Below are 13,306 nucleotides of genomic sequence, written 5' to 3'. Positions count from 1 at the left end.
GTCAGCTCTCCTCGAGGTGCTGGGGGCCGAAGGCCCACGGAAGAAGGTCGTCCAGGGTGAGGGTGCCGGCCGGCCCGTCGATGAGCAGGGCCGGGCCGCCGAACTCGTACAGCAGCTGCCGGCACCGCCCGCACGGCTGCAGCGGCGCGCCGGCCGCATCGACGCACGCGAAGGCGACGAGGCGCGTGCCCAGCGCGTCGGTGTGCAGCTTCGACACCAGCGCGCACTCGGCGCACAGCGTGAGCCCGTAGCTGGCGTTCTCGACGTTGGCGCCGGTCACCACCTCGCCCGTGTCGGTGAGCGCGGCGGCGCCCACGCGGTACTTCGAGTAGGGCACGTAGGCCCGCTCGCTCGCCTCGCGGGCACGGGCCCGGAGGAGCTCCCAGTCGACGTCGGTCATCGTCCTACTTCTTGTAGGGGATGCCCTCGGAGGCCGGCGGACGGGCGTGGCCCACGAGGCCGGCGACGGCGAAGATGGTCGCGAGGTACGGGGTCATCGCGAGGAACTGCGACGGGATCGGCGAGCCGATCGCGCCGAGCTGCACGCGCAGGGCGTCCGCGAAGCCGAAGAGCAGCGCCGCGGCGAGCGCGCCGCGCGGGCTCCACCGGCCGAGGATCATCGCGGCCAGCGCGATATAGCCCTTGCCGGCCGTCATCTCCTTGCCGAAGGCCAGACCCGAGGCGACGGTGAAGAACGCGCCGCCGAGGCCGGCGACCGCGCCGCCGAGCACGGTGTTGCGGATGCGGGTGCGGTTGACCTGGATGCCCACGGTGTCCGCGGCCTTGGGGTGCTCGCCTACGGCGCGCACGCGCAGGCCCCAGCGCGACTTGAAGAGCATGATCTGCAGCACCGCGACGGCGACGTACAGGATGTAGACGAGCAGGTTCTGGTTGAACAGCACGGGCCCGAGGACCGGGATCTTCGACAGCAGCGGGATCGGCAGCTTCTCGAGGCCGATGGGCTGGTTGAGCGACGGGTCGTCGCTCATCAGCGTGCTGAAGAAGAAGCCGGTGAGGCCCACGACCAGCATGTTGAGCACGACGCCGACGACGATCTGGTTGACCCAGTACTTGGTCGCGAAGATCGCGAGCAGGAGGCCCACGAGGGCGCCCGCGATCGGGGCGGCGATGAGGCCCACGTACGCGTTGCCGACCATCGAGCCGACGAGCGCCGCGAGGAACGCGCCGGCGAGGAGCTGGCCCTCGATCGCGATGTTGATGATGCCCGAGCGCTCGCACAGCGTGCCCGCGAGGGCGCCGAAGACGAGCGGCACGGCGAGGAACAGCGAGCTGGTGAGCAGGCCGGTGAGCTGGATGCTCGTGGCGTCGCGGCCGGCGCCCGCCCAGGTGAGCAGCGCGCCCATGATCGCCATGCCGTAGACGATGGGCAGCCAGATCCCCACCTTGCGGCGCTGGTTGGCGCGGTACGCGACCCAGCCGGCGAGGGCGAGGCCGACGAGCGACAGCAGGATGGCCGCCAGCTCCGACGGCACGGTGAGGCTCGGCAGCTGGATGAAGTCCGTCTTGCGGGCGACCACGAAGCGCGTGGTCGAGCCTGCCGGCGTGCCGAAGCCGAAGAAGATCAGCGACAGCAGCGCGATCACGCCGAGCGCGATCGCGGGCCCCCACTGCTTCGCGGGGATCGGCGCGCTCGAGGCCGGTGCGGCCGGGGTGTCGGCGACGGTCGCGGTCATGCCGCCACCTCCTTCTCGTGAGCGGGGGCAGGCAGGCGGAACAGCGCACGGACCAGCGGAGGCGCGGCGATGAAGAGCACGATGAGCGCCTGGATCACCACGACGATGTCGACCGGGAGGCCCGCGTTGACCTGGAGCGACGGGCCCGAGGCCTGGAGGCCGCCGAAGAGGATCGCCGCGAGCACGATGCCGAGCGGCCGGGAGCGGCCGAGCAGCGCCACCGTGATCGCGTCGAAGCCGAGCGAGCCGGCCGTCGCGTCCGTGAGGAACTTCTGCGTGCCGAGCACCGGCGCGGAACCCGCGAGACCCGCGAGGCCACCCGCGATCACCATGGTGAGGATCGTGGCGGTGCTGATGCTCATGCCGGCGGTGCGCGCGGCGCTCGGGTTGGCGCCCACGGCACGGAGACGGAAGCCGATCGTCGAGCGCTCCATCAGCCACCACGCGCCCCAGGCGCACGCGAGCGCGAGCAGGAAGCCGAGGTGGAGGTTGAACTGGACGCCCAGGATCTGCGGGTACTGGGCCGTCTCGGCCACGATCGGCGAGATCGGGTTGTCGCTGCCCTCGCGCTGGAAGGCGTCGAGCGACAGCAGCCACGCGACGAGGTACAGCGCGACGTAGTTGAGCATGATCGTGACGATCACCTCGTGCGCGCCGCGCTTCGCCTTGAGGATGCCGGGGATGAAGCCCCAGATCGCGCCGCCGACCGCGCAGCCGATCACGGCGAGCAGCAGGTGGATGCCCCACGGCAGATCGAAGGCGAAGCCGATGTAGGCGCCGAGCGTCGCACCCATGAGCAGCTGGCCCTGGGCACCGATGTTGAACAGGCCGGCGCGGAAGCCGATGCCGAGGCCGAGTCCCGCGAAGATCAGGGGCGTCGCCATGGTGAGCGTCTGCGTGAGCGGCTTGATCACGCCCGCGAACGACGACGCCTCGAGGTTGAGGACGGCGCCGTTGAACATCGCGGAGTACGCCGACCCGAGCGCGGCGCCGATGGCGGAGAACGTGTCGCCCGGGCGGGAGAAGAAGTATGCCGCGGACTCGCGGACCGCCTCGTCCGCGAAGATGATGAGCACGCCGCCGATGATCATCGACGCGACGATCGCCATGAAGACGACCATGGACGAGCTCTCGACGATCTCCCTCAGCGCGCGGCGCCAGCGGTCCTCCGCCGGGGCCTCCTCGTCGGGCCTGTCGGTGGTCTGGCTGTCGGCGCTCACGCGGCCTCCTCCTGGTGGGCGCCGGCCATCATGAGGCCGAGCGTGTCGCGGTCGGTGTCCGGCGGCACGATCCCGACGATCTGGCCGTGGTACATCACGGCGATGCGGTCGGCGAGCGCGACCACCTCGTCGAGCTCGGCGCTCACGATGATGACGGCCGCACCGGCGTCGCGCTCGGCGACGATGCGCTTGTGGACAAACTCGATCGAGCCGACGTCGAGACCACGGGTCGGGTTCGAGGCGATGAGCAGCTTGAGCGGGCGGGACAGCTCGCGCGCGAGCACCACCTTCTGCTGGTTGCCGCCGGAGAGCGAGCCGGTGGTCTGGTCGATGCCGGTCGCGCGGACGTCGAACTGCTCGACGTGCTTGCGGGCCTCCTCGGCGATGACCTTCGGCTGCAGGGCGAGGCCCTTGGCGTACGGCTCCTTGTCGTGGACGTCGAGGATGAGGTTGTTCGCGATCGTCATGGACGCGACGATGCCGTCCTCGGTGCGGTCCTCGGGTACGAAGCCGATGCCCGACAGCAGCACGTCCTTGATCGAGCGTCCGGTGATGACCTCGCCGTCGAGGGTCGCGTTGCCGGCGTCGGCCGGCACCACGCCGAGGAGCGCCTCGGTGAGCTCGGTCTGCCCGTTGCCCTGGACGCCGGCGATGGCGAGGATCTCGCCCGCCTTGACCTCGAAGGAGACGCCGTCGAGCTGGACGATGCCGGCCGCGTCGACCACGGTGAGGCCGTCGACCTCGAGCATCGTCTCGCCGGGCTTCGCCGGCTCCTTGTCGACGCGCATCGTGACCGCGCGGCCGACCATGAGGGAGGCGAGCTCCTCCTGCGACGCGGTCGGCTCGGCGGTGCCGACGACCTTGCCGCGGCGGATCACCGTGATGGTGTCCGCGACGGCCTGGACCTCGCGGAGCTTGTGCGTGATGAGGACGACGGCGGTGCCGGCGTCGCGCAGGTCCTTGACGATGCCGAGCAGCTCGTCGGTCTCCTGGGGCGTGAGCACGGCCGTGGGCTCGTCCAGGATGAGCAGCGAGGCGTCGCGCGACAGCGCCTTGATGATCTCGACGCGCTGCTGGGCGCCGACCGGGAGGTCCTCGATGACCGCGTCGGGGTCGACGTTGAAGTTGAAGCGGTCCGAGATCTCGCGGACCTTCGCGCGGGCGGCCTCGACGTCGAGGAGCTTCGCGGGTCCGCGCACGTCCTCGTGACCGAGCATGACGTTCTCGGCGACGGTGAACGGGTGCACCAGCATGAAGTGCTGGTGGACCATGCCGATGCCGGCGGCCATCGCGTCGCCGGGGCCGTCGAAGACGACCGGCTCGTCGTCGAGCAGCACCTCGCCCTCGTCCGCGTCGTAGAGGCCGAACAGCACGTTCATGAGCGTCGACTTGCCGGCGCCGTTCTCGCCCAGGAGGGCGTGCACGGTTCCGGGCTCGACCACGAGGTCGATCCGGTCGTTCGCGGTGAAGTCTCCGAAGCGCTTGGTGATACCGCGGAGCTCGAGTTTCACAGGGGGTCCTCCCACGTCATTGCCCGGATGAGACCGAGCCTACTAGCGGAGACGGCGAGGGGCGCGCCACGGGCCAGGCCCATGGCGCGCCCCCGCGCTGCGTGCTTCTTAGGAGAGGTCGACCGAGATCGAGCCGTCGATGATGCCGGCCTTGATGGTCTCGAGCTCCGTGAGGACCGCGTCGTCGACGGTGCCCTCGGCGAAGTCCGCGACGCCCACACCCTCGTTCTCGAGCGTGCCGACGTAGGGCTCGGTCGAGAAGCCCGCGTCGATGGTCTCGGAGATGGTGTCGAAGACCGAGTTGCCGATGTTCTTCAGCACCGAGGTGAAGATGATGTCGGCGTAGTCGGTGGTGAGGGTCCAGTCGGAGTCCACACCGATCAGCCACGCGTCGCCGGCCGACTGCACGGCCGAGGCGGCGCCGAGGCCCACGGGGCCCGCGACGGGCATGACCACGTCGGCGCCCTGGCTCAGGAACTCCTCGGTGACGTTCTTGCCCTTGGTCTGGTCGGAGAAGTCGCCGGTGAACTGGCCGTCGGTGCCGTCCCAGCCGAGGACCTTGACGTCGGCCGAGTTGGTGTCGTTGTAGTAGTTCGCGCCGGCGAGGAAGCCGGACATGAAGATGGTGACCGACGGGATGTTCATGCCGCCGAAGGTCGAGAGCGTGCCGGTGCCGGTCGCGCTCGACGCCGCGTAGCCGGCGAGGAACGAGGCCTCGTCGGTCTCGAAGGTGATCGGCTTGATGTTCGGGGCGTCGATCTCGCCGTCGAAGTCGTTGTCGGCGAGGTCGTCGATGATCGCGAAGTGGACGTCCGGGTTCGCGAGCGCCGCGTCGACGGTGGCCTGCGAGAGCAGGAAGCCGACCGTGATGATGAGGTCGCAGCCCGCGGCGACCTGGGCCTCGATGTTCGGCGCGAAGTCGGCCTCGGTGGCGGACTCGGCGGTCGCGATCTCGATGCCGAGCTCGGCCTCCGCGCGGGTCAGACCCTCGAAGCCGGACTGGTTGAACGACTGGTCGTCGAAGCCGCCGGAGTCGGAGACCATGCAGGCCTTGAAGTCGACGGGCTCGGCGGCGGCGGGCGCGTCGGCGGTGGCCGACGAGGTCGCCTCCTCCTCGGGCGCGGACGCACAGGCGGCCAGGGCGAGCGCCGAGACGGCGGCGATCGCACCCACACGGATGGTGTTCTTCATCAGGTGTCTTCCCTTGAATGTCATGCCCGGCTGCCACCGGGCGTGGGTAGTACGTGGGTCATCGTACGGGTGTCAATGTTACGAACGGTCGCATGCACGTTGCGCCTTCGCAACGATTCCGTGATGTTTCAGGTGTCGGCGAGCGCCGCTGCCGCATCCTTCACGCGCTGCGCCGCGGAGCGCACCGTCACGAGGATCGCCTCGTCGGACTCGACGACCACCGCATCGTCCACCCCCACGACGACGACTGGCTTGGTGCCGCCCACGACGAGCGGGCCGCGCGCCGCGACCGTCGCGACCGGGAGGTCGCGGCCGATGGCCACGGTGCCGCCCGCGGCGCCGGAGAGCTCGGCGAGCGAGTCGAAGTCGCCGACGTCGTGCCACTCGAACGAGCCGGGGACCACGGCGACGCCGCCCTCGGCGGCCACGGGCTCCGCGATCGCGTGGTCGATCGCGATCTTCGTGAGCGTGGACCACACGCGGGCGACCACGTCGGCGCGCTCCGGGCCGTCCCAGGCCGCGGCGATCTCCCGCACGCCCGCCGCCAGGGTCGGCTGCAGGCGGTCGAGGTGGCCGAGCAGCACGTCGGTGCGCATGACGAACATGCCGGCGTTCCACGCGTAGCCGCCACGGGCGAGCATCCCGGCGGCGGTCTCGGCGTCGGGCTTCTCGGTGAAGGCCGCCACCTCGCGCGCCTCGCCGGACAGCGGGTCGCCCATCTCGATGTAGCCGAAGGCGGTGGAGGGCTCGGTGGGCTCGATGCCGATGACGACGACCTTGCCGTCGCGCGCCACGCGGGCGGCCTCACGGACCGTGGCGCGGAAGGCCTCGCCGTCGGGGATGAGGTGGTCGGCGGCGAACGAGGCCATCACGGCCGTGCCCCAGCGCTGCTCGATGAGCGCGGCCGCGAGCGCGATCGCCGCCATCGAGTCGCGCGGGCTGGGCTCGGTGACCAGGTTGGCCGCCGGCACGGCCGGCACCTGGGCGCCCACCGCATCGGCGTGCCGCTCGCCGGTGACGATCATGACCCGCTCGGACAGCGGGCTCACGCGCGCGACCGTGTCCTGGATGAGCGTGGCGCCCGTGCCCAGGAGGTCGAGCAGGAACTTGGGGCGATGCGGCTGCGACAGCGGCCACAGGCGCGATCCCACTCCTCCCGCAGGTATCACGGTGATCAGATCGTCTAGGAAATCGGACACGATTCGCGGGTCGGGGTTCTCAGCCGTCATGGCGACCACACTAGGATGACCGTCAAGCCCGGAGAAGTGCTGTGAGGAGTCCCGTGTCACCGACGACGTTGTACCGAGGCCATGAAGGCATGTGGATGTGGGTGGTCCACCGTGTCACAGGCGTGGCCATCTTCTTCTTCCTGCTCGTCCACGTCCTGGACACCTCGCTCGTGCGGGTGTCCCCCGAGGCGTACAACGAGGTCATCGGGAGCTACAAGACGCCGCTCTACGGACTCGTGGAGGCGGGGCTCGTGGCCGCGATCCTGCTGCACGCGTTCAACGGCATCCGCATCATCGCGGTGGACCGCTCCACGTGGGCCCTGCGCCACCAGCGCCAGCTCGTGTGGGCGGTGTGGATCACGTTCGCGGTGCTCATGGTGCCCTTCCTGTGGCGCCACCTCGGCCACGTCTTCGGAGGTGCCTGATGAGCGCCCAGCCGTCCACCCGCCAGCCGCGGGTCCCCTCGGGCCGCACGCGCCGCAACGCCGAGAAGTGGTCGTGGGTGTTCATGCGCGTCACCGGACCGGTGCTGCTCGTGCTGATCCTCACCCACCTCTTCATCAACCTCATGACGGGCGACGGCATCAGCCAGATCGACTTCGCCTTCGTCGCCGGCAAGTGGGCCTCGCCGCTGTGGCAGTGGTGGGACCTCCTCATGCTCGTGCTCGCGCTGCTGCACGGCGGCAACGGCATGCGCCTGCTCATCAACGACTACGCGCACCACGCGTGGCTGCGGAAGGTGCTGCACAGCGCCCTCGGCGTCGCGGTGATCGGCATCATCGTGCTGGGGTCCCTCGTGATCTTCACCTTCGATGCGTGCCCCGTCGACGCCGACCCGTCCCTGCTCCCCAGCTTCTGTGAGGATGTCCGATGACCCACCACGAGTACGACGTCGTCATCGTCGGCGCCGGCGGCGCCGGCATGCGTGCGGCCCTCGAGAGCTCGCAGCGGGCGCGCACCGCCGTGCTCACCAAGCTCTACCCCACCCGCTCCCACACGGGCGCGGCCCAGGGCGGCATGGCCGCGGCCCTCGCGAACGTCGAGGACGACAGCGCCGAGTGGCACGTCTTCGACACCATCAAGGGCGGCGACTACCTGGTGGACCAGGACGCGGCGGAGATCCTCTGCCACGAGGCCATCGACGCGGTGCTCGACCTCGAGAAGATGGGCCTGCCGTTCAACCGCACGCCCGACGGCAAGGTGGACCAGCGCCGCTTCGGCGGGCACACGCGCAACCACGGCGAGGCCGCGGTGCGTCGCGCCTGCTACTCCGCGGACCGCACGGGCCACATGATCCTCCAGACGCTGTACCAGCAGTGCATCAAGCAGGAGGTCGAGTTCTTCAACGAGTACTACGTGCTCGACCTCATCCTCGACCAGGACCCGCAGGCGGCCGCCCCCGGCGAGGAGGTGTCCGTCGCGGGCGTCGTGGCGCTCGAGCTGTCGACCGGCGAGATCCACACGTTCCGCGCCAAGTCCGTCGTCTTCGCCACCGGCGGCGCCGGGAAGGTCTTCAAGACCACCTCGAACGCTCACACGCTCACGGGCGACGGCATGGGCATCGCGCTGGGCGCGGGCCTGCCGCTCGAGGACATGGAGTTCTTCCAGTTCCACCCGACGGGCCTCGCGGGCCTGGGCATCCTGCTGTCCGAGGCCGCGCGCGGCGAGGGCGGCATCCTGCGCAACTCCGAGGGCGAGCGCTTCATGGAGCGGTACGCCCCCACCATCAAGGACCTCGCGCCGCGCGACATGGTGGCGCGCGCGATGGCCAACGAGGTGCGCGAGGGCCGCGGCGCCGGTCCCCACAAGGACTACGTGCTGCTCGACCTCACCCACCTCGAGCCCGCGCACATCGACGAGAAGCTGCCGGACATCACCGAGTTCGCGCGCACCTACCTGGGCGTCGAGCCGTACACCGAGCCGGTGCCCGTCTACCCCACCGCGCACTACGCGATGGGTGGCATCCCCACCACGGTGCGCGGCGAGGTGCTCCGCAACAACACCGACACGGTCAAGGGCCTGTACGCCGCCGGCGAGTGCGCGTGCGTCTCGGTGCACGGCGCCAACCGCCTCGGCACGAACTCGCTGCTCGACATCAACGTGTTCGGCCGGCGTGCCGGCATCGCGGCCGCGGAGTACGCGGCCGGCGTCGAGGAGGCGCCCGTCCTGCGGGACGATGCGGCGGCCCGGGTCGAGGCCGTCGTCGCCCGCCTGCTCGCCACCGTGGGCGGCGCGGGGACCGAGCGCGTCGCCGACGTCCGCAAGGCGCTGCAGGAGACCATGGACCGCAACGTCCAGGTGTTCCGCGACGCGACCTCCCTCGAGGAGGCGCGCGGCGTGATCGCCGAGCTCAAGGAGCGGTACAAGGAGATCGCGATCCACGACCGTGGCAAGCGCTTCAACACCGACCTCCTCGAGGCGATCGAGCTGGGCTTCCTGCTCGAGATCTCCGAGGTCGTGGTGGCGGGCGCCCTCGCGCGGCAGGAGTCGCGTGGCGGCCACTACCGCGAGGACTTCCCCACCCGCGACGACGAGAAGTTCATGCACCACACCATGGCGTACGCGTCCGAGGACGGCGTGCGGCTCGACACCAAGCCGGTCGTGGTGACCAAGTACCAGCCGATGGAGAGGAAGTACTGACATGACGGCGACCGCCGAGTCCCCCGCTGTCGGCGAGGTCAAGGCCATGCTGGTCACGCTGCGGATCCTCCGCACCAACCCCGAGGGCACCGCCGAGCACGCCGCCGGCGAGTCCTACTGGCAGGAGTTCCAGGTCGAGGCCCACGCCACCGACCGCGTGCTCGACGCGCTCCACAAGATCAAGTGGGAGCAGGACGGGTCGCTCGCGTTCCGCCGCTCGTGCGCGCATGGCGTGTGCGGTTCCGACGCGATGCGCATCAACGCGCGCAACCGCCTCGCGTGCAAGACGCTCCTCAAGGACCTCAACCCGGCGAAGCCGATCATCGTCGAGCCCATCAAGGGCCTGCCGGTCGAGAAGGACCTCATCGTCGACATGGAGCCGTTCTTCGCGTCGTACCGCGAGATCATGCCGTTCCTCGTCACCACCGGGAACGCGCCCGCGCGCGAGCGCCTCCAGTCACCCGAGGACCGCCAGCGCTTCGACGACACCACCAAGTGCATCCTGTGCGCCGCGTGCACCACCTCGTGCCCGGTGTTCTGGACCGACGGCCAGTACTTCGGCCCGCAGGCGATCGTGGGCGCCCACCGCTTCATCTTCGACTCGCGCGACGAGGGCCAGTGGGACCGCCTCGAGATCCTCAACGACAAGGCCGGCGTGTGGAAGTGCCGCACGGCCTTCAACTGCACCGAGGCCTGCCCTCGTGGCATCGAGGTGACCAAGGCGATCTCCGAGGTCAAGAAGGTGCTCACCACGGGCGAGATCTAAGGCCTCCCCCGCCGGCCGGCCGCCACCGCCCCGCCGCAACCGGCGTACGAGACCGCGCATCGTCCCCTTGACCAGGGACGATGCGCGCGAGCCGGGCCTGGTACGCCGGTCGGTGCGGCGGGAAGCGGCGCCGGCTCAGCCCTCGTCGTACTCGGGGTTGCGCACCGTGACCCGCGCGGTCGAGACCGGGGTGCCGAGGCGGCGCGGGCCGGCGAGCACCACGGTCGGCGCCTCGATGCTCTCGGGGTGGATCTGGCCCTCGTGGTGCTCGCGGTCGTGCGCGCCGAGCCAGGCGGCGCACATGAGGATGATCCGGTTGACGTAGTCGACGAACACCAGCAGCGTGATGATCGCCGCGAACGGCGCGAGCACGGGGCTGTCGATCGAGCCCTGCACCACGAGCGACACGCCCAGGCGGAGCACCCCGATCGCGAGCGCCGCGAGCAGGATCACCCAGAACACCCGCCACGACATCCGCGCGCCGCCGAGCAGCATGAGCACGAGCGCGACGTAGAGCATGTCCGCCACCACGCCCGCGAAGTATCCGATGAGCCGGATCTCCCACGCGGGCACCGTGAGCCCCACCGCGTCGGCGATGGTCCGTGCGGCGCCCGACGCCACCACCTGGATCGTCACGCCGACGAGCGCGATGAGCACGAGCGCGAACAGGCCGCCGAAGTCCCGCAGCTTGCCGAGGACCGGCGAGGCGACCTCCTTGCCCAGCATCGTGCGCGTGGACGTCCGCAGCCCGCGGATGAACTTGGTGGCGCTGTTGATGAGGATGAGGAACGAGATCACGCCGATGATGCCCGCGACCGACGTCGCGCTGCCCGAGCCGAGGTCGTCGGGCTTGATGATGCCGTTCTGGCCGTCCTCCGCGATCAGGCCGGGCACGGCGGTCGCGAGGTAGTCGACGAGGGAGGACCGCAGCTCGTCGTTGCCCGCGAGGAACACGGTCGCGAGCGTCGTCGCGACGACCAGGCCCGCGGCGACGGACGCCAGCGTGAAGTAGGCGATGCCGGCGGACAGCACGGCGCCGTTCTGCACGGAGAAGCGCTTGAGGCCCCTCCCCCAGGACGAGCCGTCCCACCACGCCTTGAGCCCCTTGCCGCGCTCGACCGCCTCGGTGGCCTTGGCCTTGAGGTCGGCGTCGCTCGACATGGGACTCCTTCCCTGGTCAGAGGGTCAACGGTGCATCGGGGGCAGCAGTCCCAGTCTGTCGTAAATGCGGTCGAGCGTCGCCTGGGCCAGCGTCGAGGCCTTCGCGGCGCCGTCGGCGAGCACCGCGTCGAGCTTCTCGGGCGACTCGATCCAGTCCATGGCCGCATCGTGGAACGGGGTGAGGTAGTTCACCACCACCTCGGCGAGGTCGACCTTGAGGTGGCCGTACATCTTGCCCTCGTAGTCGGCGACGAGCGTCTCCACCGACTGGCCCGTCAGCGCCGAGTAGATGGTGAGGAGGTTCGACACGCCCGCCTTGGCCTCGCGGTCGAACGCGATGACGGTGTCGGAGTCCGTGGTCGCGGACTTGATGTTCTTCGCGACCTTCCTCGGGTCGTCGAGCATCTCGATGATGCCCTTGGGGTTGCCCGTGGACTTCGACATCTTCTTCGTCGGGTCCTGGAGGTCGTAGATCTTCGCCGTCTCCTTGACGATGTGCGGCTCCGGCACCAGGACCGTGCCCTCGCCCAGGCGGGTGTTGAGGCGCTCGGCGAGGTTGCGCGACAGCTCGAGGTGCTGGCGCTGGTCCTCGCCCACCGGCACGACGTCGGTGTCGTACAGCAGGATGTCCGCCGCCATGAGGATCGGGTAGGTGAACAGGCCGACGTTCGCGCCGGACTCGCCCGTCTTCTGGGCCTTGTCCTTGAACTGGGTCATGCGCGAGGCCTCGCCCATGCCGGTGAAGGTCGACAGCACCCATGCGAGCTCGGCGTGCTGCGGCACGTGCGACTGCACGAAGCACAGCGAGCGCTCGGGGTCGACGCCCGCGGCCAGGTACTGCGCGGCGGTGCGGCGCGTGCGCGCCCGCAGCAGCTCGGGCTCGGGACCGGTGGTGAGCGCGTGGAGGTCCACCACCGAGTAGATGGCGTCGTGGGTGTCCTGCAGCTTCACCCACTCGACGAGCGCGCCCAGGTAGTTGCCGAGGTGCAGGGAGTCGGAGGTGGGCTGCATGGCCGAGAACACGCGGGTCATGGGGCCATTCTTCCAAACCCGCGCGGGTGCTCCGGACGCCCGGCGGCGGGACGATGCGTCAGGTCGCCTCGGTGTCGAACGGCGCCTCGCCCGGGGGCGCCTGGGTGACGCGGCGAGCCGACGCCGCGGAGGGCGGCGTCGGCTCGTTGAGCGCGTCGCGGACGATGCGACGGGGGTCGTACTGCCGGGGGTCGAGCTGGCTCCAGTCGACGTCGGTCCCGACCTCGCTCTTGAGGGTGTTCTTGCCCTCCTGGAACATATCGCGTCCGCGCACGACGAGGGACCGGAGCTGCTTGGCGTACTCCGGCATCCTCTCCGGGCCGATCACCACGATGGCGACCAGCACGAGGATGAGGAGCTCCCCGCCGTTGATGTCGAACATGGACCCTATTCTGACGGGTCCGGGAAGAGCTGGCCGCCACCGCCGCCCAGACCGCCCTGGTCCTCCTCGCCGCTGTCCTGGTAGGTGACGTCCGTGTTGGGCACGAGCGTGACCGAGATGTCCTGCGTCTCGCCGTCCCGCTCGACCGTCAGCACCACGGTGTCGTCGGACGCCTTCGCACGGATCGCGACGATGAGCTCCTCGCTGCGGGTGATGACGCGGCCGTCGATCGCGGTGATGACGTCGCCCGCCTCGATGCCGGCCTCGGCGGCGGGACCGCCCGCGGCGACGGCGTTCGAGGCGTCGGCGACCTTGACGCCCTCGCCCGTATAGGTCGAGTCGAGCATGACGCCCACGACGGGGTAGGTGGCCTCGCCGGTGTCGATGATCTCCTCGGCGGTGCGGCGCGCCTGGTTCGACGTGATCGCGAAGCCCAGGCCCACCGAGCCGGCCTCGGAGGACGAGCTGCCGAGCGATGCG

General features: G+C 70.2%; 14 protein-coding genes. 4 read left to right on the top strand and 10 right to left on the bottom strand.

From position 1 onward, the window contains the following. Window position 1: 1 nt before the first annotated feature. From QQX09_RS12030 to QQX09_RS12005, 6 genes are all read right to left on the bottom strand, one after another. Window positions 2–400 carry a cytidine deaminase gene (locus QQX09_RS12030; RefSeq protein ID WP_301135075.1) on the bottom strand — a complete coding sequence of 133 codons (399 nt, stop codon included), beginning with the start codon at window positions 398–400 and terminating at the stop codon, window positions 2–4. Between the two features lie 4 nt (window positions 401–404). Further along, window positions 405–1,694, bottom strand: a complete 1,290-nt coding sequence (locus QQX09_RS12025; protein WP_301135072.1) for an ABC transporter permease — start codon at window positions 1,692–1,694, stop codon at window positions 405–407. Continuing rightward, the gene (locus QQX09_RS12020; protein WP_301135070.1) at window positions 1,691–2,914 is read right to left on the bottom strand and encodes an ABC transporter permease; all 1,224 of its coding nucleotides are present in this window, start codon (window positions 2,912–2,914) and stop codon (window positions 1,691–1,693) included. The genes QQX09_RS12025 and QQX09_RS12020 overlap by 4 nt, the downstream gene beginning before the upstream one ends. Further along, window positions 2,911–4,425 (bottom strand): ABC transporter ATP-binding protein, encoded by a 1,515-nt coding sequence (locus tag QQX09_RS12015; protein ID WP_301135067.1) that lies wholly within the window; start codon window positions 4,423–4,425, stop codon window positions 2,911–2,913. Before QQX09_RS12015 ends, QQX09_RS12020 begins: the two co-directional genes overlap by 4 nt. A 108-nt stretch (window positions 4,426–4,533) precedes the next feature. Then, window positions 4,534–5,616, bottom strand: coding sequence for a BMP family lipoprotein (locus QQX09_RS12010; protein ID WP_301135065.1), 1,083 nt, complete (start codon window positions 5,614–5,616; stop codon window positions 4,534–4,536). 128 nt (window positions 5,617–5,744) lie between these two features. Continuing rightward, window positions 5,745–6,845: a mannose-1-phosphate guanylyltransferase gene (locus QQX09_RS12005; protein ID WP_301135063.1), complete on the bottom strand. Its 1,101-nt coding sequence runs from the start codon at window positions 6,843–6,845 to the stop codon at window positions 5,745–5,747. A gap of 89 nt (window positions 6,846–6,934) precedes the next feature. Here QQX09_RS12005 and sdhC point away from each other — a divergent pair, with 89 nt between their 5' ends. The 4 genes from sdhC to QQX09_RS11985 are packed head-to-tail and all read left to right on the top strand — an operon-like array spanning window position 6,935 to window position 10,251. Next, on the top strand, window positions 6,935–7,270 hold the full coding sequence (gene sdhC / locus QQX09_RS12000; protein ID WP_436969070.1) for a succinate dehydrogenase, cytochrome b556 subunit: 336 nt from the start codon (window positions 6,935–6,937) through the stop codon (window positions 7,268–7,270). Next, entirely contained in the window at window positions 7,270–7,719 is a 450-nt protein-coding gene (locus QQX09_RS11995) for a succinate dehydrogenase hydrophobic membrane anchor subunit (RefSeq protein WP_301135059.1), read from the top strand. The genes sdhC and QQX09_RS11995 overlap by 1 nt, the downstream gene beginning before the upstream one ends. Continuing rightward, window positions 7,716–9,485 carry a succinate dehydrogenase flavoprotein subunit gene (gene sdhA, locus QQX09_RS11990; protein WP_301135057.1) on the top strand — a complete coding sequence of 590 codons (1,770 nt, stop codon included), beginning with the start codon at window positions 7,716–7,718 and terminating at the stop codon, window positions 9,483–9,485. The genes QQX09_RS11995 and sdhA overlap by 4 nt, the downstream gene beginning before the upstream one ends. Window position 9,486: 1 nt before the next feature. Further along, window positions 9,487–10,251 carry a succinate dehydrogenase iron-sulfur subunit gene (locus QQX09_RS11985; protein ID WP_301135055.1) on the top strand — a complete coding sequence of 255 codons (765 nt, stop codon included), beginning with the start codon at window positions 9,487–9,489 and terminating at the stop codon, window positions 10,249–10,251. Window positions 10,252–10,386: 135 nt separating this feature from the next. On the opposite strand, the gene QQX09_RS11980 is transcribed toward QQX09_RS11985, so the two are convergent. The 4 genes from QQX09_RS11980 to QQX09_RS11965 form a co-directional block, all read right to left on the bottom strand. After that, window positions 10,387–11,412 (bottom strand): YihY/virulence factor BrkB family protein, encoded by a 1,026-nt coding sequence (locus tag QQX09_RS11980; RefSeq protein ID WP_301135053.1) that lies wholly within the window; start codon window positions 11,410–11,412, stop codon window positions 10,387–10,389. Window positions 11,413–11,436: 24 nt separating this feature from the next. Beyond that, window positions 11,437–12,444 (bottom strand): tryptophan--tRNA ligase, encoded by a 1,008-nt coding sequence (trpS, locus tag QQX09_RS11975; protein WP_301135051.1) that lies wholly within the window; start codon window positions 12,442–12,444, stop codon window positions 11,437–11,439. Window positions 12,445–12,502: 58 nt separating this feature from the next. Beyond that, entirely contained in the window at window positions 12,503–12,826 is a 324-nt protein-coding gene (locus tag QQX09_RS11970) for a twin-arginine translocase TatA/TatE family subunit (protein WP_301135049.1), read from the bottom strand. A gap of 5 nt (window positions 12,827–12,831) precedes the next feature. Next, a partial coding sequence (locus QQX09_RS11965; RefSeq protein WP_301135047.1) for a PDZ domain-containing protein occupies window positions 12,832–13,306 on the bottom strand: 475 nt, incomplete at its 5' end.

The sequence above is a fragment of the Demequina litoralis genome, from assembly GCF_030418455.1.
Taxonomy (GTDB): Bacteria; Actinomycetota; Actinomycetes; order Actinomycetales; family Demequinaceae; genus Demequina; species Demequina litoralis.
The sequence above is the reverse complement of the archived record's forward strand: the minus strand, read 5'-3'. Positions and strand labels throughout refer to the sequence as shown.

Bases quoted from the DNA above. Each gene is read 5' to 3' on its own strand.
- QQX09_RS12030 (WP_301135075.1), bottom strand. From the start codon at position 400: ATGACCGACGTCGACTGGGAGCTCCTCCGGGCCCGTGCCCGCGAGGCG.
- QQX09_RS12025 (WP_301135072.1), bottom strand. From the start codon at position 1,694: ATGACCGCGACCGTCGCCGACACCCCGGCCGCACCGGCCTCGAGCGCG.
- QQX09_RS12010 (WP_301135065.1), bottom strand. From the start codon at position 5,616: ATGAAGAACACCATCCGTGTGGGTGCGATCGCCGCCGTCTCGGCGCTC.
- QQX09_RS12005 (WP_301135063.1), bottom strand. From the start codon at position 6,845: ATGACGGCTGAGAACCCCGACCCGCGAATCGTGTCCGATTTCCTAGAC.
- sdhC (WP_436969070.1), top strand. From the start codon at position 6,935: ATGTGGATGTGGGTGGTCCACCGTGTCACAGGCGTGGCCATCTTCTTC.
- QQX09_RS11995 (WP_301135059.1), top strand. From the start codon at position 7,270: ATGAGCGCCCAGCCGTCCACCCGCCAGCCGCGGGTCCCCTCGGGCCGC.
- sdhA (WP_301135057.1), top strand. From the start codon at position 7,716: ATGACCCACCACGAGTACGACGTCGTCATCGTCGGCGCCGGCGGCGCC.
- QQX09_RS11985 (WP_301135055.1), top strand. From the start codon at position 9,487: ATGACGGCGACCGCCGAGTCCCCCGCTGTCGGCGAGGTCAAGGCCATG.
- QQX09_RS11980 (WP_301135053.1), bottom strand. From the start codon at position 11,412: ATGTCGAGCGACGCCGACCTCAAGGCCAAGGCCACCGAGGCGGTCGAG.
- trpS (WP_301135051.1), bottom strand. From the start codon at position 12,444: ATGACCCGCGTGTTCTCGGCCATGCAGCCCACCTCCGACTCCCTGCAC.
- QQX09_RS11970 (WP_301135049.1), bottom strand. From the start codon at position 12,826: ATGTTCGACATCAACGGCGGGGAGCTCCTCATCCTCGTGCTGGTCGCC.